Annotated in this window: 30 protein-coding genes and 1 tRNA gene; 12 read left to right on the top strand and 19 right to left on the bottom strand. The window is 66.8% G+C overall.

The annotated features are described in order from the left end of the window. Positions 1-13: 13 nt before the first annotated feature. Positions 14-691: a metal-dependent transcriptional regulator gene (locus tag KM295_RS04515; protein WP_256028689.1), complete on the top strand. Its 678-nt coding sequence runs from the start codon at positions 14-16 to the stop codon at positions 689-691. Positions 692-720: 29 nt separating this feature from the next. Here the strand turns inward: KM295_RS04515 and KM295_RS04510 are convergent, their stop codons facing one another. Together KM295_RS04510 and KM295_RS04505 are read right to left on the bottom strand one after the other, a co-directional pair. Beyond that, positions 721-933: a hypothetical protein gene (locus tag KM295_RS04510; RefSeq protein WP_256028688.1), complete on the bottom strand. Its 213-nt coding sequence runs from the start codon at positions 931-933 to the stop codon at positions 721-723. 28 nt (positions 934-961) lie between these two features. Further along, on the bottom strand, positions 962-1,216 hold the full coding sequence (locus KM295_RS04505) for an MTH865 family protein (protein ID WP_256028687.1): 255 nt from the start codon (positions 1,214-1,216) through the stop codon (positions 962-964). 139 nt (positions 1,217-1,355) lie between these two features. Between KM295_RS04505 and KM295_RS04500 the strand changes: the two genes are divergently transcribed. The 3 genes from KM295_RS04500 to KM295_RS04490 are packed head-to-tail and all read left to right on the top strand — an operon-like array spanning position 1,356 to position 3,171. Next, the gene (locus KM295_RS04500; protein WP_256028686.1) at positions 1,356-2,015 is read left to right on the top strand and encodes a hypothetical protein; all 660 of its coding nucleotides are present in this window, start codon (positions 1,356-1,358) and stop codon (positions 2,013-2,015) included. Continuing rightward, positions 2,012-2,656 carry a DUF2238 domain-containing protein gene (locus KM295_RS04495; protein ID WP_256028685.1) on the top strand — a complete coding sequence of 215 codons (645 nt, stop codon included), beginning with the start codon at positions 2,012-2,014 and terminating at the stop codon, positions 2,654-2,656. The genes KM295_RS04500 and KM295_RS04495 overlap by 4 nt, the downstream gene beginning before the upstream one ends. A gap of 29 nt (positions 2,657-2,685) precedes the next feature. Further along, a complete protein-coding gene (locus tag KM295_RS04490; protein WP_256028684.1) occupies positions 2,686-3,171 on the top strand; it encodes a DUF2062 domain-containing protein in 486 nt (161 codons plus the stop codon). A 16-nt stretch (positions 3,172-3,187) separates the two neighbouring features. Here KM295_RS04490 and KM295_RS04485 read toward each other — a convergent pair whose 3' ends face one another. Further along, positions 3,188-3,832 carry a DUF6517 family protein gene (locus tag KM295_RS04485; RefSeq protein ID WP_256028683.1) on the bottom strand — a complete coding sequence of 215 codons (645 nt, stop codon included), beginning with the start codon at positions 3,830-3,832 and terminating at the stop codon, positions 3,188-3,190. 133 nt (positions 3,833-3,965) lie between these two features. Here KM295_RS04485 and KM295_RS04480 point away from each other — a divergent pair, with 133 nt between their 5' ends. After that, positions 3,966-4,973 carry a TIGR04024 family LLM class F420-dependent oxidoreductase gene (locus KM295_RS04480; protein WP_256028682.1) on the top strand — a complete coding sequence of 336 codons (1,008 nt, stop codon included), beginning with the start codon at positions 3,966-3,968 and terminating at the stop codon, positions 4,971-4,973. A 70-nt stretch (positions 4,974-5,043) separates the two neighbouring features. Continuing rightward, entirely contained in the window at positions 5,044-5,616 is a 573-nt protein-coding gene (locus KM295_RS04475) for a peptidylprolyl isomerase (protein WP_256028681.1), read from the top strand. Between the two features lie 5 nt (positions 5,617-5,621). Here KM295_RS04475 and KM295_RS04470 read toward each other — a convergent pair whose 3' ends face one another. From KM295_RS04470 to KM295_RS04420, 11 genes are all read right to left on the bottom strand, one after another. Beyond that, complete coding sequence (locus KM295_RS04470; RefSeq protein ID WP_256028680.1) at positions 5,622-6,173, bottom strand: NUDIX hydrolase; 552 nt, start codon at positions 6,171-6,173, stop codon at positions 5,622-5,624. A 47-nt stretch (positions 6,174-6,220) separates the two neighbouring features. Further along, positions 6,221-6,565 carry a CHY zinc finger protein gene (locus KM295_RS04465; protein WP_256028678.1) on the bottom strand — a complete coding sequence of 115 codons (345 nt, stop codon included), beginning with the start codon at positions 6,563-6,565 and terminating at the stop codon, positions 6,221-6,223. Next, positions 6,562-6,981: a universal stress protein gene (locus tag KM295_RS04460; protein WP_256028677.1), complete on the bottom strand. Its 420-nt coding sequence runs from the start codon at positions 6,979-6,981 to the stop codon at positions 6,562-6,564. Before KM295_RS04460 ends, KM295_RS04465 begins: the two co-directional genes overlap by 4 nt. Positions 6,982-7,066: 85 nt before the next feature. Then, on the bottom strand, positions 7,067-8,278 hold the full coding sequence (locus KM295_RS04455) for an inorganic phosphate transporter (RefSeq protein ID WP_256028676.1): 1,212 nt from the start codon (positions 8,276-8,278) through the stop codon (positions 7,067-7,069). Between the two features lie 89 nt (positions 8,279-8,367). After that, a complete protein-coding gene (locus KM295_RS04450; RefSeq protein WP_256028675.1) occupies positions 8,368-10,023 on the bottom strand; it encodes a potassium channel family protein in 1,656 nt (551 codons plus the stop codon). A 109-nt stretch (positions 10,024-10,132) separates the two neighbouring features. Then, on the bottom strand, positions 10,133-10,987 hold the full coding sequence (locus KM295_RS04445) for a ZIP family metal transporter (protein WP_256028674.1): 855 nt from the start codon (positions 10,985-10,987) through the stop codon (positions 10,133-10,135). Positions 10,988-11,088: 101 nt separating this feature from the next. Next, a complete protein-coding gene (locus KM295_RS04440; RefSeq protein WP_256028673.1) occupies positions 11,089-11,772 on the bottom strand; it encodes a haloacid dehalogenase type II in 684 nt (227 codons plus the stop codon). A 155-nt stretch (positions 11,773-11,927) separates the two neighbouring features. Continuing rightward, complete coding sequence (locus KM295_RS04435) at positions 11,928-13,166, bottom strand: mandelate racemase/muconate lactonizing enzyme family protein (RefSeq protein WP_256028672.1); 1,239 nt, start codon at positions 13,164-13,166, stop codon at positions 11,928-11,930. A gap of 604 nt (positions 13,167-13,770) precedes the next feature. After that, positions 13,771-13,843, bottom strand: a tRNA-Pro gene (locus KM295_RS04430). 57 nt (positions 13,844-13,900) lie between these two features. Beyond that, positions 13,901-14,131 (bottom strand): Lrp/AsnC family transcriptional regulator, encoded by a 231-nt coding sequence (locus tag KM295_RS04425; protein ID WP_256028671.1) that lies wholly within the window; start codon positions 14,129-14,131, stop codon positions 13,901-13,903. A gap of 2 nt (positions 14,132-14,133) precedes the next feature. Next, positions 14,134-14,820 (bottom strand): potassium channel family protein, encoded by a 687-nt coding sequence (locus KM295_RS04420; protein WP_256028670.1) that lies wholly within the window; start codon positions 14,818-14,820, stop codon positions 14,134-14,136. A 191-nt stretch (positions 14,821-15,011) separates the two neighbouring features. Between KM295_RS04420 and KM295_RS04415 the strand changes: the two genes are divergently transcribed. The 3 genes from KM295_RS04415 (at position 15,012) to KM295_RS04405 (ending at position 17,377) form a co-directional block, all read left to right on the top strand. After that, entirely contained in the window at positions 15,012-15,707 is a 696-nt protein-coding gene (locus KM295_RS04415) for a DUF7547 family protein (protein ID WP_256028669.1), read from the top strand. A 163-nt stretch (positions 15,708-15,870) separates the two neighbouring features. After that, on the top strand, positions 15,871-17,073 hold the full coding sequence (locus KM295_RS04410; RefSeq protein WP_256028668.1) for an ABC transporter ATP-binding protein: 1,203 nt from the start codon (positions 15,871-15,873) through the stop codon (positions 17,071-17,073). A 148-nt stretch (positions 17,074-17,221) separates the two neighbouring features. Next, the gene (locus KM295_RS04405) at positions 17,222-17,377 is read left to right on the top strand and encodes a hypothetical protein (RefSeq protein ID WP_256028667.1); all 156 of its coding nucleotides are present in this window, start codon (positions 17,222-17,224) and stop codon (positions 17,375-17,377) included. Between the two features lie 54 nt (positions 17,378-17,431). Here KM295_RS04405 and KM295_RS04400 read toward each other — a convergent pair whose 3' ends face one another. Genes KM295_RS04400 through cofD form a run of 4 tightly spaced genes read right to left on the bottom strand, consistent with a single transcriptional unit; the run spans position 17,432 to position 20,648 of the window. After that, complete coding sequence (locus tag KM295_RS04400; RefSeq protein WP_256028666.1) at positions 17,432-18,025, bottom strand: DUF447 domain-containing protein; 594 nt, start codon at positions 18,023-18,025, stop codon at positions 17,432-17,434. A 1-nt stretch (position 18,026) separates the two neighbouring features. Continuing rightward, on the bottom strand, positions 18,027-18,860 hold the full coding sequence (locus KM295_RS04395) for a triphosphoribosyl-dephospho-CoA synthase (protein WP_256028665.1): 834 nt from the start codon (positions 18,858-18,860) through the stop codon (positions 18,027-18,029). Further along, a complete protein-coding gene (locus tag KM295_RS04390; RefSeq protein ID WP_256028664.1) occupies positions 18,853-19,644 on the bottom strand; it encodes a tRNA-dihydrouridine synthase in 792 nt (263 codons plus the stop codon). Before KM295_RS04390 ends, KM295_RS04395 begins: the two co-directional genes overlap by 8 nt. Beyond that, positions 19,644-20,648: a 2-phospho-L-lactate transferase gene (cofD, locus tag KM295_RS04385; protein ID WP_256028663.1), complete on the bottom strand. Its 1,005-nt coding sequence runs from the start codon at positions 20,646-20,648 to the stop codon at positions 19,644-19,646. The genes KM295_RS04390 and cofD overlap by 1 nt, the downstream gene beginning before the upstream one ends. 107 nt (positions 20,649-20,755) lie before the next feature. Between cofD and KM295_RS04380 the strand changes: the two genes are divergently transcribed. The 3 genes from KM295_RS04380 (at position 20,756) to KM295_RS04370 (ending at position 23,408) form a co-directional block, all read left to right on the top strand. Then, positions 20,756-21,973 (top strand): HD domain-containing protein, encoded by a 1,218-nt coding sequence (locus KM295_RS04380; RefSeq protein ID WP_256028662.1) that lies wholly within the window; start codon positions 20,756-20,758, stop codon positions 21,971-21,973. 86 nt (positions 21,974-22,059) lie between these two features. Then, the gene (locus tag KM295_RS04375; protein ID WP_256028661.1) at positions 22,060-22,248 is read left to right on the top strand and encodes a hypothetical protein; all 189 of its coding nucleotides are present in this window, start codon (positions 22,060-22,062) and stop codon (positions 22,246-22,248) included. Positions 22,249-22,385: 137 nt separating this feature from the next. Beyond that, positions 22,386-23,408, top strand: a complete 1,023-nt coding sequence (locus KM295_RS04370) for an amidohydrolase family protein (protein ID WP_256028660.1) — start codon at positions 22,386-22,388, stop codon at positions 23,406-23,408. Positions 23,409-23,645: 237 nt separating this feature from the next. Here the strand turns inward: KM295_RS04370 and KM295_RS04365 are convergent, their stop codons facing one another. Further along, complete coding sequence (locus tag KM295_RS04365; protein WP_256028659.1) at positions 23,646-24,566, bottom strand: biotin--[acetyl-CoA-carboxylase] ligase; 921 nt, start codon at positions 24,564-24,566, stop codon at positions 23,646-23,648. Positions 24,567-24,568: the final 2 nt, after the last annotated feature.

The raw sequence follows: 24,568 nt of genomic DNA, 5'->3' as shown, positions 1-24,568 counted from the left end.
CTACCCGGATCCAATGCTGAGTGCCGTCACGGAGGACTACATCAAGGCGATTTACGCGATCGAACGCGACACCGACGATCGCGTCGGGACCTCCGATCTCGCCGAGTATCTGGACGTCACGTCCCCGACGGTCTCCAGCATGCTGAAGAAGCTCAACGAGCGGGGCCTCATCGACCGCGAGGAGTACCGCGGCGTCACGCTCACCGAGGAGGGCGAGGTCATCGCCCTGGAGATCCTCCGGCATCACCGCCTGTTGGAGTCGTTTCTCACCGAACAGCTCGATTACGACTGGGCCGACGTCCACGAGGAGGCCGACCGGCTCGAACACCACGTCTCAGAGGAACTCACCGAACGGATCGCCGACGCCCTCGACAACCCCGGCGTCGATCCCCACGGCGACCCGATCCCGGACGCCGACCTCAAGCTTCCCGACCCGGAGGAGACGGCGCGGCTGTCGGACGCCGGTGAGGGCGATCGGGCCGTCGTGAGGCGCATCCGCCATCAGGGCGACGAGGAGCTCCGGTATCTCTCTTCGGCCGGGATCGAGCCCGGGGTCGAAATCGAGGTCGTCGAGATCGCACCGTTCGGGCTCGTGACCGTCCGGACGCCCGACGGCGAACAGAGCCTCCCCGAGGAGATCGCCCGCCTCATAGAGACCGCCCCGATCGCCGAGACGGAAGCCGGGGTCTGAACGGATTCACGAAACGACGGTGACCTCCGTCATCGCCCAAGCGGGCGGATCCCGGAGATCGCCAGCACCGAACGGAGCGTGAGAAGGACGATCAGCCCGGCGCCGAGAAGCATCGTCGGCGCCGAAAGCAGCGAGGCCGTCCCGGCGGTCACGACGAGCCGCGAGAGGCCGCGAATCAGAAAGCTCACCAGGACGAGCCCGAAAGCGAGCGCCGAGAGTTTCACGAAAGTCGTCTCGTTCATTCGGGGAGGAGAGATACGGAGAGACGCGCTACAGGTGCCCTTCGTCCTCGAGTGCTTCCATCACGTCGTCGACGAGTTCCTCGACGGTCTCGTAGGGAAACTCCTGGTTCCCGCTCGCTTTGGTGCTGAGCTCCATCGCTGTCATCGAGAACTCCTCCGATTCAAACTTGGTTCCGGGGCCCTGTGGCAAGGCGGGGACGAGATCCATCGGGCTCGTGACCGGGTAGTCGGCGCCCTCGAACGCTTCGGTGAACTGCCGTCGGAGATCGTCTCGGTCGACCATAACGGTCGGAAATAAAGCGAACGCGCAATTGAAGGTTTTGTTTCGACCACCCGTCCGTCGAGACCGACAGGGCGACGATCCACGGACGGGACGTTCCCGAAGGGTGACTTTATATCCGTAACGGGCGTGCTGTCAGTACATGCCCCACGGCGACCGATCGGCCGACGGGACGCCTTCGGGGGAGCCGGAAGATCTGCTTGCGGAGCTGTTAGGGAGCGGGCGGGTGAACGCCATCCTCTCGTGGGTTCTCGTCGGGATCCTCGGAACCGTCTTCCTCAAGAGCCTGCTGGATTTCGACCGGCTCTGGGTCCTCTTTGTCGCCGTGACAGGCGTTATCGTCCTCGTACCGCCGGTCGCCTACCGGGACTGGCGGATGATGCTCCCGTGGGAGGTGCTGGTTTTGGCGCTGTTGCCGATCCTGGTTCGGGGGGTCTTCGGCGGCGAACTCGGCACGTTCGCCTACTACCTCTCGATCGCCGGACTGGCGCTCGTCGTCACCGTCGAGCTACACACGTTCACGAGCGTCCGGATGACCCACTGGTTCGCGGTGGTCTTCGTAACCATGACCACGATGGCCTCCGGGGCCGCGTGGACCGTCCTCAGATGGAACGCCGATCGACTGCTCGGGACACAGTTCCTCTCGGAGCCGGGAATGACACAGATGGAAGCCAACGCGGCGCTCTCCGTCGAGTTCCTCTGGGTCTCACTCGCGGGCCTCGTCGCCGGTGTGCTCTTCGACGCGTACTTCAAGCGCCGCGGACGGAGGCTCGGCAGGAAGCTTCTGGAGGTACTCCGATGACGGCGCTGTTGCCGCGTCCGTCGTTTCGGAACCAGCGCCGGCTCACACGCGGGATGCAACTGGTACTGGTCGGGATCATCGGTTACGGGATCGCTTATGGCGAACCAAAGGCGATCACGAACGGGAGCATCTCGCTTCTCATCACCTTCGCGCCGGCGGCCCTCGAACGGAACTACGAGACGCCGCTGGACCCGTGGCTCGGGCTATGGATCACGCTCGCAGTCTTTCTACACACCATGGGATCGGCCGGGCTCTACGCACAGATCGGCTGGTGGGACCACCTGACCCACGGTATGTCGGCGTCACTCGTCGCCGGCGTCGGCTACACGTTCGCCCGCGGGGTCGATCTCCACAGCGACCGGATCCACCTCCCGCGGCGGTTCTTTTTCGTCTACGTCCTCGTCGTCGTCCTCGCGTTCGGTGTCGTCTGGGAGCTTTTCGAGTTCGGGCTCGATATGGCAGCCGACGCGACGGGCGTCTCGATGCCACTGGCCCAGCACGGTCTCGACGATACGGTCCGGGATCTGATGTTCAACTCGCTCGGGGCGCTTCTGGTGGCGGTCTTCGGACAGGCCCACCTCTCGGGGATCGCCGAGCTGGTTCTCGAAAAGCGGCGGGGGACCGACCCCGGCGAACGTTGATACCCGTTCGGCACGAACAGTGCCCATAGATGGTCCCCGGACGCCTGATCGCCTACCGCGATCGGGTCCGTTCTACCCTCGAGACGGCCTTCGAGACGGAACACTCGCCACACGACGTCGCCGCGAGCTTCGCAGCCGGGGTGTTCATCACGGCGCTCCCGACACTCGGGACCGGACTGCTGGTTTTCGTCCTCCTCGCCGCGATATCGGACCGCGTCTGCAAGCTCGCGCTTTTGGCCTCGGTCGTCGTGCTTAATCCGGCCGTGAAGTGGGGCGTCTACGCGGCGAGCTTCTGGTTGGGGAACCGGATCCTCGGTCCCGTCCCCGGGATTTCGCTTTCCGGCGTCTCGCTGTCCGCCGGACCGGATATCGTCGCCCGGCTCCTCGTCGGCAATCTCGTCATCGCCGTCGTGTTCACCGTCGTCGGGTACGCGGTGGTCCTCCGGCTCGTCCTCGCGTTCCGGCGACGAGAACTCGAACTCGGAGACGCGCTCCCGGAGGTCGGCTCCGAGTGACCTGCCCGGCCGGACGTCACTCGATGCGTTCGACGATACCGGAGCGCAGCGCGGCGATGTTGTCCTCCTCGACTTCCTGTACCGGGACCGGGTAGACGCCGATCGTGACCAGGTGATCGTCCGCCGTCCGGACGCTCTCGGTGATGTGGATGTTCACGTCGACTGTCATGCCCTCGAACTCCGCTTCGGCCTCGAAGAGCGACCCCGTCGTCTCCTGGTCGAGGAGGCTCACGGTCTCGTCGGCGACGTGTTCGGGGTCGTTTATCGCGTCGAAATCGGCCTCGATCTGGCCGATGAGTTCCTCGGAGGACATATCGGCGATCGGGTTCAGCCCCTGTCCAGCGATGGAGATCTGTGGCGACGTCAGGAGTGCGAACGCGGCCGCCCGTACCGATCCGAGCGGGCCCAGGTCGATGGCCTTCTCGTGTTCGGTCAGGTAGTTCGTCACGCGGACTTCCTGGGAGGTTCCCGCAATCTCGAAGGTTCGCTCGACGACGGCTTCCTCGATATCGACCTGTTCGTAGCCGGTCTCATCGCGAACGGACGCCTCGACACCGGCCGGCGTCGCCTCGTGTTCGTCCAGGCCGACCACCCCGAGACAGCCGGCAGTTCCGACGGCCGCGAGACCGCCCGCCCCGGCGAGTAGTTCCCGTCGTTTCATCGTCGTATCCGATGGGGGCGAACGGTATGTGTCTGTTGGCTAGCCGGGAAGACGGCTGATGGCCGAAAAGAAACCACCCGGGCGTCCTCCAGTCGATGGCTGGTTTGATGTACGGACGGACCCACGGTCCCGTATGTCACCCGAACCCAGCCGCGACGTGGTGTTACCCCTCGGCCAGTACGACGACCTCTCCGAGGTGTGTTCGCTAGCCCGCTATGCCGAGGAGCTCGCGTACGGATTCCTGACGACCGGCGAGACGTCGGGCCGGAACGTGCCGACGGTCTTAGGCGTTCTCGCCAGCGAGACCGACGAGATCGGTATCACGAACGACGTGATCTCGCCGTACTCGCGATCGCCAGCGCTCATCGGACAGACCGCCGTGACGATACAGGAGTTGAGCGGCGGCCGGTACCGGCTCCGGATCGGCGCCTCCTCGCCGGCGCTGGCGGAGGACTGGCACGGCGTCGAGTTCGACCGACCCCTCCGTCGGGTCCGGGAGACGATCGAGATCGTCAGACAGGTCCAGTCGGGCGATCGGCTCGATTACGACGGTGATATCTACACCCCCGACGGGATCGCGTTGGGCTGTGCGCCGCCCGAGGAGCCGGCGCCGGTCGACGTGGCCGCCCTCGGCCCGAAGGCGACCGAACTCGCCGGGCGGTTCGCCGACGGCTGGGTGCCACAGCTCATCCCCTACGAGGGGTTCCGCGACCGGATCGGGGATCTCCGTCGCGGCGTCGAGCTGGGCGACCGCAGCGTCGACGACGTCAGGGTCGCCTACACGCTCCGGTGTTGTGCCCTGGAGGATCGGGAGACGGCCCGCGAGTACGCCCGCTCGCAGGTGGCCTTTATGATCGCGCTGTACGGTCCCTTCTACCGGAAGGCGATCGCCGAGGCCGGCTGGGAGACGGTGACCGAGACGGTCCGAGAGACGTGGCTCGACGGCGATAAATCGGGTGCGATCGAGGCCGTCCCGGACGAACTGCTAGACGAGGTCGTCGCCGCCGGAACACCCGAGGAGGCGCGCCGACAGGTCGAGCGCTTCGAGGCGATCGAGGCGGTCGATTCGGTCCAGATCGGCTTCTTCGACGGAATGGACGACGCCGAGCGACGGCGGACGCTCGAAGCGCTCGCCCCCTGAGGCCGCGCGGGATCGACCCTCCCGAGCCGGGAGTCGGCAGTCTTTTGCGGCGGCCACCCCACCGACAGGTATGAGCAACGGTAGAGACGTCGAAGACTCCGAGAACCCGACCGTGACGCTGCGGACGACCCACGGCGACATCACCGTCGAACTGTTCGAGGGACGCGCCCCCCGGACCGTCGAGAACTTCCTCGAGTTGGCCCGACACGACCCCGCGGCCGACGGGGAACCGGCACCCGACACCGTCACGTGGGAGGATCCCGAGACCGGCGAGATCCGCGGCGACTCGCTGTACGAGGGCGTCGAATTCCACCGGGTCATCGATGACTTCATGATCCAGGGCGGGGACCCGACCGGTACCGGCCGTGGCGGCCCCGGCTATCAGTTCGACGACGAGTTTCACGACGATCTGACCCACGACGGCCCCGGGATCCTCTCGATGGCCAACTCCGGTCCGAACACGAACGGGTGCCAGTTCTTCATCACGCTCGATTCGACCCCACACCTGGACGGCAAACACGCCGTCTTCGGTCAGGTGATAGACGGGATGGACGTCGTCGAGGAGATCGGGTCGCTGCCGACCGGCGCCAAAGACGCCCCCCACGAGGACGTCGAAATCGAAACCGTCGAGATCGAGGAGTAGATCGACTACTCGTCGGACCGTACGGCATACTGTAACACGGCCAGCGCCGACCGTCCGTCGCGGAGATCGCCGTCGAGGGCTTTCGATCTGAGTTCTTCGAAGGTCCTCGTTTCGACGGCGATCGATTCGTTGTGATCGAGTTCCTGCGACGCGGTGGGTTCACACCCGTGTGCGAGGACGTAGTGAAGGACCGAATCGAAGAGCCCGTTGGCCGGTTCGTACGTCCCGACCCGTTCGACGTCGCCGGCCTCGTAGCCGGTTTCCTCCCGTAGTTCCCGTCTCGCGGCGGCCGAAACGTCGGCGTCTTCGTCCTCGAGCCCGCCCGCGGGCAGCCCGAAATTCACACGCTCGACGGCCTGTCGCCACTCCCGGATGACGACCACATCGCCGTCCTCGGTGAATGGCAACACGACGACCGACGGCGGTTCCGAGACGTAGTGGAACTCGGTTTCGGTGCCGTCCGGGAGCCGAACGTCGTCACGGACGACGTCGAAGCCGGGGCAGGTGTAATCGATCTCCGAGCCGAGCGTTCGCCACGCGAGGTCGTCGAAAGCCATACTGACCGTCGGGGTGGCGACGTTGAAAACCCTACGCAAGACGGCGCTCAGTCGCTATCGGCGGCGTCGATCCACTCGAAGTACAGGTGGTAGTGCTCGGCGCAGCCGGGGTTGAAGCGGGCCTCACAGTTCGGGCACGCGTCGGTGGAGGTGTACTCGGTCGCAGTCAGGTCGGCTCCGCAGACGCCGCACCGGGCCGCCGGCTCCGTCCGACGGGCCGTCGGCCACGGTTCCGGCGGGTGATCGGCGAGCGCCGCGTGGCACTCGAAACAGGCGTAATACGTCCCACAGCAGCCGAACCTGATCGCGACCACGTCCGACTCGGAATCGTAATGTGCACACCGGGTCTCGTCGTCAACGTCGACGCCGCGTACCTCCCCCGCTTCGCTCATCGGACGACCGTCACCGGGACCGGCGATCGACGGAAGACTTTCTCGGCAACGTTGCCGACGAAGAGGCGGTCGGCGACCGAGCCAGTGTGGGCTCCGATCACGACCGTATCGTACGCATCGGCCCGATTGAGGATCACCCGAACCGGATGCCCGACCTGTACCTCGGTGGTGATTTCGGCGTCGTGTTCGGCGGCGATTTCGCGTGCGCTCTCGAAGACCTCCCGGGCCAGATCGTCCGTCGCTTCCTCGAAATCCGCCGAGAGAGCCAGTCCCGTCGCCTGACCGCCCATCGTCGACGGTCCCCCGACGACGTACAGCACCGTCGTTTCCGCGTCGGGGTGGGCTTCGAGCGCGTACTCGAGCGTTCGTTCTCCCATCTCCGAGTCGTCCATCGCGACGAGTACCCGAGAAATCATACGTCGACTATGGCCGGAGACGGTATAATTATCCCGACGTTACCGATCCCGCGCTCGACCCCAGCGGGAGCCGGTCTGTGGGGCCTCAACGGACGCCGAAAAACAGGAGGAACGTCGCGTAGGAGCCGATGGTCGCGAAGATCGGAACGACGTTCTGCATGATCACGACGCGGGCGGTCGTCGACGGATCGAAGAGCTCCGACGCCGCCGGAACCTCCTCGGGTTCCTCCTCGCCGATCGGGTCCGGATCGCTCTCGACGGAGATGGTCGGATCGCCCACAGTCGCGGTCTCCTCGTCTGCCGCCAGCGCGCCGACGGACGCCCGGGGCGCCTCCCGGCCCTGGACGCTGTCTGCGACCTTCGTCGTACGTGTAGCTCGACCCCACCCGAGGCCGACGATCGACATCGTCGCGATGACGACGAAGCTCGCCGGGACGCCGATCGAGGAGAGCCCGATGACGAGCAGCGAACTGATCGTCGCGACCACGATCGCCGCGGTCAACGGGAGATGGGTGATGTCGTTGCCGAGCGTCTCCATCGTTCGCCGGCCGATCGTGAGCGCCCCGGCGGCGACGGCGACCGACCCGATGACGATCCCGACGTTCATATCCAGTTGGCCGCTCCCGACCAGCGGCGCGATGGCGTTTGCGATGTTACTAGTCCCGGAGCCGAACGCCATGACACAGCCGATCCCGACGACGACGCTCGAACCGATCAGTTCACGACGCGTAGTTCCCGGACCGAGAACCGGCCGCGGGACCCCACCGCGTCGGTCGAACTCCACGAGCGGGCCGTCGGTCTGATCGATCGCGATGAAGTTGTCCAGGTAGACGTAGAAGTATCGCCCGATCATACCGGCCACCCAGAAGCCGATGATCGGCGCGACGATCCACCACGAAACGATCTCGCCCATCACCGCCCAGTTCAGCTGTCCCGACGCGAGGCCGAGGCCGGCGATGGATCCGACCGCCGTCATCGACGTCGAGGCCGGGACGCCGAAGACGTTACCGACGAACAGCGCGCCGCCGATGAAAAAGAGCACGACGATACTGGCCGGGAGCGTAAAGACCGCCGGATCCCGGACCAGTTCCTGTCCCAGCGTGTCGACGACCCGGCGCCCGATCGTCCAGGCGCCGGCGAAGAAAAACACCGACATGAGCCCGGCGGCGATGACCTTCGTGACGACGGCCGCGCCGACCGCCGGAGCGAAGGCGGGGCCCGTGGTCGCACCGCCGATGTTGTACGCGACGAAACAGGCGACGCCGACACCGACGAAAAACAGGATCGACTCAAGCATTCTCTTTTCGGGCGTTCAACCCGGACGCTCAAATACATACTCACTCGTCGCGCGGTCACGTTCCCGCCTGTGGGCCGACCGAAACCGGATCACTCGTGGCTGTTCTCGATCGCGTTTAGCTCCTCGTCGGGCCCGACGAGAAGGAGCCGGTCACCGTCGTCGAGCTCGAAGGACTGACCCACGTCCGTCACGAGTTCCCCCTCGCGCTCGACGGCGAGAACGATGCAATCGGTCTCGACGATCTCGGTGTCCCCGAGCGTCCGTCCCGCATACGGGTCCGCGTCGATACGGACCGTCTTCAGCTGGCGGCCATACGAGAGGACGTCCTCCTGGAGGACCTCTTCGGCGAGCACCCGGCCGCTTATTCCCGGGAGGCTGAGAGCGTAATCGGCACCTGCCCGGCGCGCCTTCGCCGTGTTCCCCCCGCGGTTCATCCTGGCGATAATGTCCAGATCGGTGGCGAGTTCGTCGGCGAGGACGATAGAGAGGATCGCCTCGTCGTCGTCGGCGATCGTCACGACGAAGACGGTCGCGTCCTCGATGTCGGCCGTCTGCAGCGTTGCCTCCTTGGTCACGTCGCCGACGACGGAAACGTCCGGCCGGTCTTTGAGGTCGACGACCGTACACTCGGCCGTCGAGCGATCGAGGGCCTCCCGTACCGTCGATCCGACGACCCCGTAGCCGGCGACGATAACCGTCGGCTCTACGTCGCGTCCCCGGTACGTTTCGGCCTCCAGGTCCCGGATTTCTCCTTCCTGCCCGGCCACGAGCAACACCGTGTTTTCATCGACTGTCGTCTCCGGGTCGGGAAACTCGAGAAACCGTCCGTCACGCCACATCCCGAGAACGGTTACCGTTCCGCCGGCCGTCGCCTCGATCTCCTCGATCGCCCTGTTGCGGATCGGGCTGTCCTCGAAGACCGTCAACTCGAGTGTCGCGAATTCCCCGCCAAGGGTGACGCTGTCGCTGCGCGTCGGGCTGGTTTCGGTCAGGATCCGTTCGGCGATCCGGCGGCCGAGAAGCTGTCTCGGGGTCAACACCCGGTCTGCACCGGCGTAACGAAGGTGACGTTCGTGGTCCAGAGCCTCGACCAACACGACGGATCGGGTGGTCTCGTCGACCTCTCTGATCGCCAGCAGGGCGCTCACCGACCGACTGTCCTCGGTATCGACGACGACTGCCCGTGCGTCGTCGACGCGGGCGTTTCGGTGGGTTTCGACCGCCGTGGGATCCCCCGCAATCGCCGGGATATCGTCCGCCACCAGCTCCAGGGCGGCCTCCTCGGTGGCAGCGATAACGACGTACTCCGCCCCCCGGGCGTCGAGTTCCTCGATGAGCCGTCGGCTCTGCTGTTCGGTTCCGCAGATAACGACGTGGTCTGACGCGTCGGTTACGGTGGGAACGGTCGGCGACAGCGCGTTCTCGAGGACCGGACGGAAGACGTACGGGAAGACGATGAAAAGCAGCAGAAACGTCGAGAGATCCATGATCGAGACGAACGCGTTCGTCACGGGGCTCTCCCAGGGAGCGTCCGAGCCGTACCCCGTCCCGGTGTAGGTCTCGATGACCACCTGCAGGGAGTGGCCGTACCGGGGGGACCGCCCCTCGAAGGTGATCAAGAGGTAGTGATACAGAAGCGACGAAACGAGGATGAGCGCAGTGATGGCGACGATCGTCTTGATCGCGCGTCGCCCCCAGAGGGGAACTCGTGACCACCGTCGGAGGTCCGGCCGGAAACGTGACATTCGATCTGGGGTACCGTAGCGACCCGAGATACTACTCGTTGGTGGTTCCTTCCGCAGGCCGATCTACCGTCGCGCGAACCGCGGTTGCCTGTCTCCGTACCGTACGGTCTCACCCGGCCAGCGCGATATCGAGATACAGCATGACGATAACACCGGCCATCACGCCGAGCGTCGCCACGCGTTCGTAGCCGCTTCTGTGCGTCTCGGGGATGATCTCGTCGGAGATCACGAACAGCATCGCGCCGGCGGCAAAGCCCATCGCGTACGGTAACAGGGGCTCGACCGTGGCCACGGCGACCGCACCCAGCACCGCCAGCGGGATCTCGACGACTCCGGCCCGGACGCCGGCGATCGCGGCGTACAGTCGACGGTCGAGGCCGGCGTTCAGCGCCGCGACCGAGACGGCAAGCCCCTCAGGAACGTTCTGGATCCCGATCGCGACCATCAACGACAAGGCCCCGCCGATCCGCGCGGGATCGCCCGCCGCGGCGCCGAACCCGACGCCGACGGCCAACCCCTCGGGCATGTTGTGCAGCGTGATCGCCAGGATGAAAAGGACCACGCCGGCCAGACGTTCGTCGGAGACGGGAAGCGTTTCGTGTTGCCCTGCGGCGTCCGTCCGGCGGCTTCCAGTCAGGAGGTAGTGGGCGTGCGGAACGAGGGCGTCGGCCCGGTCGAGAAACAGCGCGCCGAGTCCGACGCCGATCAGCGTCGGTAACGGGTTCCCGCCGGAGTACTCCTCGATACCGGGGATGATGAGGCTGGTGAAGGCGGCAGCGAGCATCACGCCGGCGGCGAACCCGAGCAACCCGTCCAGTGCCCGCTCGGATGGGTTCCGCCAGACGAGGACGAGCGAGGCGCCGATGAGGTTCATCGAGGCGATGACGATGCCCCCGGCGAGGGCCTGGACCGCGGGCGAGGTGCCGACGGCTCGAACGAAAACCTCCGCGAGTTCGGTCTGCATTGGCTACGTATGCGAACACACTTATAAATAAACCCGTGGTCGGACTGCCCGATCGGGCGATACAGAGATCGCCGGGGGTCTCCTCTCCCCGAACCGATCGGTCAAACGCCCAGCGCGTCGGCCAGTTCGTGAAACGATTCGATCGTCAGGTCCGGTTCGCCGTCGAACGGTTCCCAGGGGGTCGCCTTCCGATCGACCCGAACGCCCTGCATCCCCGCGTGTCTGGCACCCATGACGTCGAACCAGCCGGCCGTCACGTGGGCGATCTTCCCTATCGGTGTCCCCGTCTGCCCGGCGGCGTGTCGGTAGATCTCGGCGTCGGGCTTGAACCGCCGCACCTCGTCGGCGCTGATCGAGTCCTCGATCAGATCACCGATGTCGGCGTGTTCGATCATCGAGGACAGCATCTCGGGGTTCCCGTTCGAAACGACGTAGCACGGATAGCCACCGTTTCGGAGCCGTTCGATGCCCTCGCGGACGTCGTCGAAGACGTCGAGTTCGTGATACACTGCAAGGATCTCGTCGCGCTCCGCCGTGGAGAGATCCACCCCGTGGGCGTCCAGCGCGTACTGGAGGGCGTCGCGGTTCATCTCGTAGAACGGCTGGTAGGCGTCGATGTGGTTCGCGACGAAGGTATACTCGAGCGAACGCGCCCGCCAGAGCTTCGAGACGGGTTCGGGTCGGTCGACGCGATCGGCCAGCGCCGCCTCGGCCGCGTCCACGTCGACGAGCGTGCTGTAGGAATCGAACGTGATCGTCGTGACTCGGTCGGGATCGAACGTCATCACCGAAACGAACGGACGCCCGATAGATAGTCCCCCGGGGCGTCAGATCGGCCGATCGGGCTGTGGGGTTTTCGGAGCGCCGCCCGGCCGGAGCAGTCGGCCTCGATCGGCGCCCGGCCCCGTCGAACAGCGCGGATCCGGGGACAGGGGCCCAGTTACGCCGGGTCGAACAGGGTCTCTCCCTCGACCATGTGTTCGGCGACGACGTCCAGATCCAGGGTCAGGCCAAGACCGGGCGTTTCGGGGATCTCGACGTATCCGTCCTCGATGACGGTCTCCTCGACGAGATCGCTCCACCAGTCCACCTCGTAGGCGTGATACTCCACGGCAAGGGAGTTGGGGATCGCCGTCCCGACGTGGGCGGAGGCGACCGTCCCGATCGGCGAGGAGACGTTGTGCATCGCCACGGGAACGTAGTACTGGTTGGCGACGTCGGCGATCTTGCGGGTCTCGCGCATCCCGCCGACCTTCGGCATGTCGGGGGCGACGATGTCGACCCCGCCGTTCTCCAGCAGGCGGCGCAGTTCGGTGACCCGATAGCGGTTCTCCCCGGCGGCGATCGGCGTCACTGTCGACGCGGTGACGTCTTCCTGCACCTCGATGTTCTCCGGCGGGACCGGGTCCTCGAGCCACCAGACGTCGTACTCCTCGACGACATCCGCGAGTCGCTTCGCCGAACCCGCATCGAACGACCAGTGACAGTCGAAGGCGGCGTCGGCGCGGTCGCCGACTGCCTCGGTCACCTTCTCGACGATCTCGGCCTTGTGGCGGATCTCGCCCGGCCGCAGGTGGCGGTTGGCGCGGTCCTTCTCGTGGCCGGAGGGCACGTCGAGATCGAACTTCAGGGCGTCGAAGCCCAGCTCGTCGACGACCCGTTCGGCCTCCGCGGCGCAGGCGTCGGGGTCCGCCTCCTCCTCGGTGTGACAGTCGCAGTACGCCCGCACACGGTCGCGGTACTTCCCGCCGAGCAACTGGTAGGCCGGCACCTCGAGCAGCTTCCCGGCGAGGTCGTGCAGGGCGACCTCGATCCCGGAGATCGCCGTGACGGTGAGCCCCTCGATGGAGCCCTCGCCTGACATCTTCTGGATCAGATGCTCGTACAGCCGGTCGATGTCCAGGGGGTTCTCCCCCTCGATGAACGCGGACATTCGGTCGATGAGTTCGGGGACGCCGGTCCCCCAGTAAGCCTCGCCCGTCCCGACGACGCCCGCGTCGGTGTATACCCGCACGAGCGTCCAGGGGTAGTTGCCGTCGATCATCGTCGTCTGGACGTCGGTGATCTCGACGTCCCGGCCGCCGCCTCGCTCGCCGGTAACGCCCATCGTCTCCGCCGATAGCTCCCGCATCGTGTACTCCGCGTTGGGATCCTGAAGATCCGTGTAGTCAACTCCCATACCCCGCGTTCACCGACGACAATGAAAAGCGTTGAGATTTCTGATTGGAGGCGTGACAGGGGGCGAACCCGCCCGGCGTTACCTGCGGTAGTACCTCTTCGGAAGTATTGATCGCCCCCCTCGTTTGGATTTTGACGCTGGAGGCTGGCTAGCTAGCTGCTGAATCCTATGTGGTTGGGAATTTGAAAAAGCTCCCGGGGGACGGTACACTATAGTAGTCGGTAGACGTCAGTGCAGATCCACTCGCGAGTGTCCGGCCAGCGTGGCTGTCGCTGGCCATCCGGCTGTGAATGGTGTGTAAACAGTTCTACTGACTACTATAACGACCCCGGCGCTGGTGGCGATCCCCCTGGTTCGCCGATCGGTTCCTGGGCTGTCCAGGGATGGGAGTCCCGCGATCGCCGGTCGTGATGACGGCCCCGCTTTCGTCCAGAAGCCGCAAGCGCCGTCGAAGGTGAACAGAAAGCTCTCGGTTTCGCGGGTTTGGGTGACGGCGGCGGTTCGCTTGAACGTCTCGACATCGGCCTCGAGGTCGGTCTCGGTGCTTCGCCCCGGATAGAGACGGCTCTACTCGGTTGAGGTCGCAAAATACTGATGGGGTGTATGGGCCGGCACGAATTTGAATCGTGGTTACGGCCACCCGAAGGCCGAAGGATACCAAGCTACCCCACCGGCCCGCATTCGAACAAAAGCCGCTGGATCCTTTAACGCTTCCGAAACCACGGACGGAGGGGTTACTCCATGGCAATGTAGGTGTGGGTGTCCTCGACGCCCGAAAGCGTCCGGATCGCGTCGGCCGCGATGTCTTTGACCATCGCCGGCGAGTCGACCTCGAGTTTCGCGATGACGTCGACGTCGCCGGCGACGATGTGCGCCGAGACGACGCCGTCGGTCGCCTCGATGTCCTCCCTGAGCCGTCCGGCGTTTCCGGTGTGGGCTTTGACCATGACGTAGGCGACGACCATCCTCAGACACCCCCCTGTGCGAGCGCGGGATCGGTCTCGCCGACGATGATCTGTTCGACTTCACGGAGGACGTCGAAGTCGGCGATCACGACGACGCGGTCGCCGGCCTCCAGCGAGGCGTCCGCGTCGGGGAGATCGAGCTGTTCGCCCTCTTTCCCGAACGCGAGGACGCGGGCGTCGGCGGGCAACTCCAGTTCCGACAGCGAGTACCCCCGCATCGGCGAGCCCGGCGTGACCGTGAGTTCGAGCAACTGGAGGTTGTGGGCGATGTCGGCGACGGCCCGGACGCTGCCGCCGACGAGGGCGTTTTTCGCGGCGATCGCGCCGAGGCGCTCGGGATAGATCACCTCGTCGACGTCGTCGGCGTACTTGCCGATGATGTACTCGCGGTCGTCGTCGTCGACCCGCAGGACGGTCCGACACTCGTGGCGTTTGGCGATCATACAGACGAGGAAGTTGACGGCGAGATCCCCCGATAGCGCTGCGACCCCATCGACGGTCTCGAGGTCCTGCTCGAGGAGCGTGGCCTCGTCGCTGCCGTCGCCCGCAACGACGGTGAAACCCTCCTTGCGGAGCCGCTCGACCTTCGTTACGTCGGGTTCGACGATGACGACCTCGTGGTCCTCCTCCCGGAGTACGCGTGCCGTTCGCCGCCCGACCCGTCCGGCGCCGACGATAACGAATCTCATGGGTACCCGTACGACGAGCCGGCTCAAGAATGTTACCCATTCACATACAGATGGCGGGGGACGGCCGTCCGGAACCGATCGGCGGTCCGGATTGGTGCCCCGCCGACGGGGGGAAACCGCGCCGATACCGGGAAACCGGACGGGCCGTTCCGAGGACGTACTGTTTTGACGCTCCGCGATCCAGTAGGGGTATGGACGACCGCGAGCGCGAACTCACCGAGGCGACGGCGGAACTCTCCGAGACTCTGAAAGCGCTTCGATCGGAGCTGCAGGAACCGCCCCGTGGACCGCTCGGGCTGCCGCGGCCGCCCAGTCCCGGCGAAATCCTCCGGTTTACCGAACAGTACACCATCCCGACCGTCATCGCACTCCTGGAGGCGAGTATCCGAACGCTAGAGCTTCTGGCCGCCGCCCTCCGGGTCGCCGACGGTCGCCCGCTCGACGCCGCAACGGGAGCCGACCGATCCTCGCGTACCGGCTCGCTCGAGACGGTCGGCGAGGTCGGGCGCGATCGGCTCGCGGCGGCCAGCCGTGAGACGCTGCGGCGGCTCGATGAGGCCCTCGCGGAACTGCAGTCGGCCGCCGCGGCTGGCGACCCCTCGAACCCGGAACTCCGGCGGCTGCTCGAGGAGGCCCGCGACCTCCGGACGGAGGTCGACGAGCGGCTTTCGGACGCCGTCGCGGAATCGGAGGACGGGAACGGTATCGAAGGCGACGGTCCCGCCGGGACCGGTATCGGTTCGGCGGAAGACGGGGTCGACGACGTCGGGATCGACGTCGACGCGGAGTTGGCTTCGATCAAGGACGAACTCGACGACGAGGGGCCGGTCGACGCGACGGACACGGAGGAGAAAAGAGAAGACCGCAGCGACGATCGGAACGAATAGCCCGCCGAAGGGACTCCACACGTTCAGCCGAACTGCCGGTCGTCGTGCCACTCGGCCCGACCCCGGCCACGTGGGATCGAACGGAAGGGTTTTTGGTGTGCCTAAACAATAGCCGCAGTGATGAACGCAAGCGATCCGGCAGGGACCATCGGAGGTGATCGCGGTGTCCAGTGAACTCAGACAGCCGGAGGCGACCGATCGTGAGGTACTCGACGGGACGTCAGACCGGGCGACGGGGTCGACGCGGCGGTCAGTGTTGGAGCTGGAGGATCTCCGGAAATCCTACGACGGAACGACCGTGATTCGGGATCTCTCGCTGACGGTCCGCGACGGCGAGCTGTTGACGCTTCTGGGCCCTTCGGGCTGCGGCAAGACGACGACGCTTCGGCTCATCGCCGGGTTGGAGCGTCCCGACTCCGGAACCGTCCGTCTCGAAGGATCGTCCGTCACCGGATCGGACTTCGTCCCGGCCGAAAAGCGGGACGTCGGCGTCGTCTTCCAGGAATTCGCGCTGTTTCCGCACCTATCGGCCCGCGAAAACATCGCTTTCGGGATCGAGGAGTGGCCCGAGGAAAAGCGGAACGCGCGGGTCGAGGAACTCCTCGAACTCGTCGGGCTCGCCGACCACGGCGAAAAATCCCCGGACGAACTCTCCGGCGGACAACAACAGCGGGTCGCCCTCGCCCGGTCGCTCGCACCCGAGCCGCGATTGCTCCTGTTGGACGAGCCGTTTTCGAACCTCGACGTCGATCTCCGCGTCGAGATGCGCGAGGAGGTCAGAGAGATCCTGAAGGAGGCCGGCGTTACCGCCGTCTCGGTCACCCACGACCAGGAGGAGGCGATGTCGATCTCCGATCGCGTCGCGGTGATGAGCGAGGGCAGCATCGACCAGATCGGCACGCCCGAGGAGGTCTTCCAGCAGCCCGAATCGCGGTTCGTCGCGGGGTTCCTCGGCCACGCCTCTTTCGTCGCCGGCCACGTCAAGCAAGACTGCGTCGAGACCGGGGTCGGCTGTATCCCGTTCGATCAGATCAACGGTCTCACCGACGCCTACGTCGGGAGCGAGATCGATCTCATGGTCCGCCCGGACGACGTCCGCGCCCGGCCGGCGGCCCCCGGTGAGGCAAACGGGGAGGTCGTCCACCGTCGGTATCTCGGCCCGACCGTCCTCTACCGCGTCGAGATCGATTCGGGGGACGTCGTCGGCTGTATGCACAACCACGCCGACAAGGTGTCGCTCGACGATCCCGTATTCGCGAGTCTCGACGCCGACCACGAACTCGCGTGGTTCCCCCGCGGCGAGCGGAAGATGGCCGACGGAGGGCCCGAACGCGACCGCGGGACATCGCCGGCGTCGTCCCCGTAACACGAGCCGTCCGCTCCGATCGGCCCGCCAGGACCGCGGCGCCCATCGCGGGCCCCTCGGGAGACGTTCGGAACCCCGAACCGACTCGGGCTTGTCGATGCCCGACATTTGTAGCAGAGTTTTTATATTCCGTCGTCGTAGCCGCGGTATGCTCGACGTACTGTTGCACACGGGGACGGAACACGCAAACCTCACATGGATCGTGCTCTCGGGACTGCTCCTGTTTATCGGGGGTCTCGGCCTCGGCACCTACCGCGATCGGATCGAGTCCTTCGTCGGCTCGACCTCCCCGTCCGGAGAGTAACCGCCCCGTTCCGCACCGTCGGCACGGTCTCGGGACCGGCGGCAGGGCGCCGAACTATTCTTCGTCTCCGTTCCCGGCACCGAGATCGACGTGTTCGCGGAAGCGCTCGAAGGCTGCCCGATCGCGGGGAGCGCCACAGCGTTCGACGACGCCCTCGAAGTACGCGATGCGCTCTCTGAGCGTCTCGGTGTCGTATTCGGGGACATCGAGCCGCGAGGCGGCGACGGTCGCCTCGATCACGGCGTAGTACCCGCGATTCGTCGTGGACACGGTTTCACGTTCGATCGCCGATTCGATCGGGTGTAGTTCCCACTCTACCCACTCCGTCCCGCCTTCGGTCCCGCGGTCGATCGCCCCGGCGTCGACGGACGCCCACGCGTCGGCACTCGGTAGGACCGGCTCGTCCTCCTCGCGGATCGAACAGGCGGCGTCGACGAAATCGACCGGATCCCGGACGAACTGGACGTAGCCGCCCCCCTCGGTTTCGAAGTTCCGACGCGTCCGCGTCCGACCCCAGGTCCGGGCGGTCACCGGGTCGCCGGCGAACAGCCCGAGCGCGGCGACGTTCCAGCGGCCGTTCGGCCCGAGCGTCGTCACCACCGACTCGGTGACGCCTTCGAGTTCGAGGGGCCACTCGGCGTCCGTCACGTCACACCTCCAGCCCGCGTTCGAGGGCGATGAAAAGCGCCGCCGCCGTGAGGTCGGCGGTCGTACCGGGGTTGATATCGCGTTCGACGAACTCGGCGGCGAGTTCCTCGGGATCCTCCTCGCCGTCGAGGACGGCCCGCGCCCGCCGTGTCGCCTCCGTCGCCGCCGTCTCGCCGTTCCTCGTGGCGACGAACGTGTCGGGTTCGGCCGCCAGAAGCCGGAGGAACGCGCGCGAGGCGCGTTTATATACCGGTCCGTCGTCCTCCAGCAGCCACCCGGCTGCCTCGAAGCTCCGTTCGAAGCCCGCGATCCACTCGGCGGCGACGCCGTCGTGGTCGGCCGACAGTTCCATGATATCCGAAAGCGCCAGTCCCCGCGCTCTGAGGGTCCCGACGGCGTCGCGTCCCCGACGTACGTCCAGATCGTCGGCCCCCTCCGGCGGATCGTCGACGGCGACGTCGACGTGTTCGAAGGCGCGATAGAACCCACAGGCGTCCGCGACGGTCGTCGCCCCGACGACGGCCGCGACGGCCTCGGGAGTGAGCCGGTCGGTCGCGGCCGCGGCCACGAGCGGGGCCAGCGCCAACAGCGCGCCGAACTGCGTGTTGCCGCCCGACTGTTCGCTCATCCCCTCGACGGCGTCCTCGAAGGCGGCGCCGAGCGGGTCGCCGTCGGCGGCCGACTGCAGACCCGGAAGCGCCCCGACGGCGCCGGCCATGAACTGCTCGAAGCGCAGGTCCTCGTACTCGCGGTGACGGTCGACGTTTCCCGGCTTCGGCGTCCCCGACACCTCGAGCAACAGCGCCAACTGTGCGTTCTCGGCCGGATCACGCATCGGTGCGGGCCCCCCGTTCCGTTCGTTCTGTTCGTTCCGTTCGTCCGTCGAACCACTCCCGGGCCGCCGTCCGGACACGCGCCAGGACCGCCGGGGTGTCCGAGGGACGGCCGACCGAGACGGCGTCGGCCCCGTACTCGAGGTACTCCCGGACGGTCGCCCGGTCCCGGACGCCGTTGTTGGCGATCACGGCGGCGTCGGGGGCGGCGTCGACGATCTCGGCGACGACCGGTTCGCTGTCCATCGCGTCGACGTGCAGCAGATCGGCGCCGGCTCCGGAGAGACGCGCCGAGAGCGCCGGGGGGTCGACGCCGGCCACTCCCGCCCGGAGTTTGACGCTCACCGTCGCCCCCGTTTCTGCCGCGGCGGCGACGTACTCACAGAGCCGATCGCCGTCGGCCAGAAGCGTCTCGCCGGCCCCCGCCGCACACATTTCCGCCTGCCGGCAGTGGGCGTTGATCTCGAGGACCGCCCCGTGATCGGCACAGACTGAAGCGGCGGCCGCGACCGGCTCCGGCGCCGCGCTCCGGACGTTCATCCCCGGACGGAGGTCGACGTCCGAAAGCGCCGCCAGTTGCGCGTCGATAAAGGCGATCGGGTCCGGCGGCAGAAACTCCGTCCGGTCGCGTTCGCGGAGCTTTCGGGCCGCCGCCCTGGTCGCGTCCTCGAGGGCGATCCCGCCGAGGAACGCACAGCCGACGTACGGCGCGGCCCTCCGAGCCCATTCGGCGTCGGATTCCCCCGACAGGGAGGCGGCGGCGACGGGCGGGTCGAACGCCGGCATCAGACCACCTCCGCGCCGACGGTCCCGAGCGCCTCCCGGACGGCCCGACAGACGCGTTCGCCGTCGGCAGGCGAGCCGAGTTCGGTATCGGTCCGAACAGTCGGCCGGTCCAGTTCCGTGTCGTCGTCGGTATCGAGGACGAACGCGTCGGCGTAGGGGTAGGCCTCGGCGACGCCGGCCGTGGAGGCCTCGTATCCGGTCGCCTCGAGGAGTTTGCCCGCCGGTCCCGAGAAGATCCGGTCGCCGACGAACGGCGAGACGGCGACGACCGGCGTCGACTCCAGGGCCGCCCGGACGGCGTCCATCGCCACCATCGGCCCGATGCTCGTCACGGGGTTCGAAGGGCCGATCACAACCGGGGCATCGAGCGCCTCCCGGACGGCCGACGTCGGTTCGGCCCCGTCTGCACCCCGGTACTCGACCCGATCGACCGACGGTTCGGCCCGGCGGTGAACCCAAAACTCCTGGAAGTGCATCGGCCCCTCGTCGGTGTGGACGATCGTCGCCACCGGATCGTCGCTCATCGGCAAGACGGGGCGGTCGACGCCGAGCGCCTCGGCGAGCGTCGCCGTCGTCTCGGTGAGCGTCTTCCCCTCGTCGAGCAGTCCGGTCCGGGTGACGTGGACCGCCCGATCCCGGTCGCCGAGCTCCATGAACTCAGCGACGCCCGAGAAGCGTCGCCAGCGGGCGATCTCCCGTCCGGAAGTCTGTGCGTCGTCCGACAGGTACCGTGGGCCGGGGTCGAGCCCCGCGTCCTCGGCCAACTCACCGATTGCCCCGTGGGTTTCGGTGCTGTCGCCACCGATCCCCCACCACGTCTCCCGATCGAGGATCCCGCCCTCCGAGAACAGTACCGTATCGACGTCGGGACAGACGAGTAGCCCCCCCATCTCGACGTCGTCGCCGGTGTTGCAGACGACGGGCGTCTCGCCCGGATCGAAGACGCCGTCGGCGCCCCACAGGAGCTTCGGCGTCCCCGTCCCGCCGGCCAGGAACGTAACCATACCCCCGTTTTCGCGCCGACGGGTTTGTATCTGACCGTCGAACCGGCCCCCCGAACGGGACCGTCGGCGCGACGGTTTTTATTATAGGGCGACGAACGACCCGACGGATGGTCACGATCAAGGACAGCGTCCACGACCACATCGCCATCGAGGGGATCGCGGCCGACCTGCTCGATACGCCGGCCGTCCAGCGGCTCCGGCGGCTCCGACAGCTCGGGACGGTCGGGCTCGTCTACCCGAGCGCGAACCACACCCGGTTCGAACACTCCCTCGGGGTGTATCATCTCGCCCGCGCCGCGCTCGATCGGCTCGGGATCGCCGGTCGACGCCGGAAGCGGCTGGAGGCCGCGGCGATCCTTCACGACGTCGGCCACACGCCGTTCAGCCACAACATAGAGTCGGTCGTCGCCAGACGGACCGGACGGATGCACGACGAGGTCGACGACCTCCTCGGGGAGGGCGAGATCGCCCGCATACTCGCGCTACACGACGTCGATCCCGCGGCGGTGACCGATCTCATCGCCGGCGACGGCGAGTTCGGCCAGCTGGTCTCGGGGGAACTCGACGTCGATCGGATGGACTATCTGGTCCGTGACGCCCACCACACGGGCGTCCCGTACGGGACGATCGATACCGGCCGGCTCGTCCGGGAGCTCCGGTTCGTCGACGGCGAACTCGTTCTCGCCGAGGGGAACGTCCAGACCGCCGAATCGCTGCTTGTGGCCCGCTCGCTTATGAACCCCGTCGTCTACAACCACCACGTCGCCCGGATCTCGAAGGCGATGCTCCGGCGCGGGACCGAGAAACTGCTCGCGGCCGGCGAGGTGACCGCCGAGGAACTCAGGCGGATGGACGACGCCGATCTGCTCGTTTGCCTCCGGTCGACCGCTGAGACGGCGGAGACCGCCCGACGGCTCGACACGCGGTCGCTGTTCAAACGGGCGGTCTGGGCGGAACTCCGGGACGTACCGGCGGCAGTCGTCGACGCCGATCACGGGACAGTCCGGGAGTACGAACGCGAGATCGCGACGCGGGCCGAACTGGACCCCGACACCGTCGTGCTCGACGTTCCACCGCGCCCCCGGATGGAGGAATCGACCAGCCGCGTCGTCGTCAACGGCGAGGTCAGGTCACTCCAGAGCCAATCGACGCTCGTGAGCGCGCTCCGGCGGGCGAACGAAGAGCAGTGGCGGCTCGGCGTCTACGCGCCCGAGGGGGCGGCCGACCGGGTCGGACGGGCGACCGAGGAGGTACTGGGGCTGGATCTCGACGCGCTCGTCGTCGACGTCCGGCGGGGGATCAACGCGACGCTCGATGACTTTTGAACCGGGCGGTCCGTCCGATCGGCGTCCACGTCCGGCGTCGTCAGAAGGAACAGTTAAATCGGTACCGCTGGTCCCTACAGCATACCATGAACGAGAAGATGCTCGGAAGGGCTTTTTCAGTGTGGATGCTCGTCGCACCAATAATCGGGATTGTCCTCATCGTATCGTTCAGCAGTCTGGTGTTGAGCGTGGTTGGGATCGTTCTGATAATCCTCGGGCTCATCGCGATCATGCCCGCGATGTGGTTCACGGTGCTTAAAGATCCCCAACGGTAGCCGATCCGAGAAACGCCCGCCTCTGTTACTGCCCTGATAAACCCGGGATAGAACGGGTCGACTCCTGTCCGGAATCTCCGACCGTCGGTTCGGTCGAAAGCTACAACCGATTTAACCGAGGATCCCGTGGGACAGCCATGGAGCTTTCGGGCACGATACTTGCCGGCCCCGAGTACGAACCCCTCGAGGGCCGCGTCGTCGTCGAATCCGGGACGATCACCGGGATCGAGGAGGTCGAGACAGCCTCCTCGGACATCGTCTGTCCGGCGTTCGTCAACGCCCACACCCACCTCGGCGATTCGATCGCCAAGGAAGCCGGCCGGGGGCTGTCGCTGGACGAACTCGTCGCACCGCCGGACGGGCTGAAACACCGGCTTCTGGCCGACGCCGACCGATCCGAGCTGATCGAATCGATGCGGCGGTCGCTATCGTTCATGACGGCGGGCGGTACCGCCGCTTTCCTGGAGTTTCGGGAAGGCGGAACCGCGGGCGTCGAGGCGCTCCTCGAAGCCGCCGAGGGGGCCGACATCGAGCCGGTCGTGTTCGGCCGCGAGGAGATCGACGTCCTCGAGGTCGCCGACGGGTTCGGTGCCAGCGGCGCCCGGGACGCCGATTTTGCGGCCGAACGGACGGCTGCCCGGAAGGCCGACAAGCCCTTCGGGATCCACGCCGGCGAGCGGGACGCCCACGATATCAACCCGGCGCTGGATCTTGGTCCGGACTTTCTCGTCCACATGGTCCACGCCGAGGGGATCCATCTCGAACGGCTCGAGGACGGCGACACGCCGGTCGTGGTGTGTCCGCGCTCGAACCTCGTGACCGGCGTCGGAACGCCGCCGGTCGCCGAACTCCTAGAGCGGACGACCGTCGCGCTCGGGACCGACAACGTGATGCTCAACAGCCCGTCGATGTTCCGCGAGATGGAGTTCGTCTCGAAGCTGTGTGACGTGACCGACCGGGATGTCCTCCGGATGGCGACCGCCGCTGGCGCCGATATCGCGGGGCTGAACTGCGGCGTCATCGAGCCGGACCGGGAGGCCCGCCTCCTCGTTCTCGACGGCGACTCGGATAACCTCTGTGGCGTTCAGGATCCGATCCGGGCGGTCGTCAGACGCGCCGGTGCGAGCGACGTCAGAAACGTCGTCACGCCCCCGAAGTGAACGGGGCGTCGCGTCGATCATCCCGGGGGTTCGACGCCGGTGGGCTCGAATCGGGCCCCGATGTCTCGAACGGAGTACCGCGTCCCCCGTCAGGATCGTCGTCCAGCCCTCGGGGGACGAGCGTCACGAGATCGACCAGTCCTAAGTTTCTGACCGCGACGTTCAGGGGGTTCCGCGGGTCGTGGCTGATGACGTGTGCGAACGCCTCGGGCTGTTCCCGTCGTGCTCTATCGCCGTTCAGGCCGAACGCAGGTGTTCACAGTCGCCCGCGGAGACCCGCCGCTTTCCGGCCTCGGTCTCGACGACGAGCGTCCCGGGGAACTCGACGTCGACTGCCCGCCCGAGAACCTCCCCGCCGGGCGTCTCGACGCGAACCCGGCGATCGAGGGTAACGCTCGCCGCACGCCAGGCCGGGAGGACGCTTTCGGGGTCGGTCCGTAGTTCGTCGAACCGTTCGAGCAGCTCCCGGGTCAGCGCCGCCCGGTCGACGTCGCCGACCTGCTCGCGGATCGCCGTCGCGGTCTCCGGAACCTCCTCGCCGTCGACGTTCGCGTTGATCCCGATCCCGACGACGATCCACGAGACCCGGTCGGCTTCCCCCTCCATCTCGGTGAGGATCCCGACGAGCTTTTGTCCGTCGACGAGGACGTCGTTCGGCCACTTGATCCCGGCGTCGACGCCGACCGTCGCGAGCGCGTCGGTCGCCGCGACGGCGGCCGCAAGCGTGTAAATCGGCGCGTGTGCGGGCGGGATATCCGGCCGACAGACGAGACTGAGCCAGATCCCGCCAGAGGGCGAGCGCCAGTCCCGGTCGAGCCGTCCCCGGGACCCGGTCTGTTCGTCGGCGAGAACGGCGACGTCGGTCTCGCCGGCCGTCGCGAGTTCCCGGCCCCGATCGTTCGTGCTCCCGATGGAGTCGTGATACTCGACCTCGAAGGGCGCATCGAGGCCGTACTCGACGGCCGCGCCGCCGAACGCCGGGACGCCGACGAGGAGGTAGCCCTCGTTTCGACTCTCTATTTCGAACCCCGCCTCCCGGAGCGCCTCGACGTGTTTCCAGACGGCCGTCCGCGAGATTCCGAGGTCGTCTGCCATCGCCGGACCGGCGACCGGGCCCTCGGCGAGCGACGCGAGGATCCGCCGTCGGGTGTCCTGCATGC

This window comes from Natronomonas aquatica, from assembly GCF_024449025.1.
GTDB classification, from domain to species: domain Archaea; phylum Halobacteriota; class Halobacteria; order Halobacteriales; family Haloarculaceae; genus Natronomonas; species Natronomonas aquatica.
The sequence above is the reverse complement of the archived record's forward strand: the minus strand, read 5'-3'. Positions and strand labels throughout refer to the sequence as shown.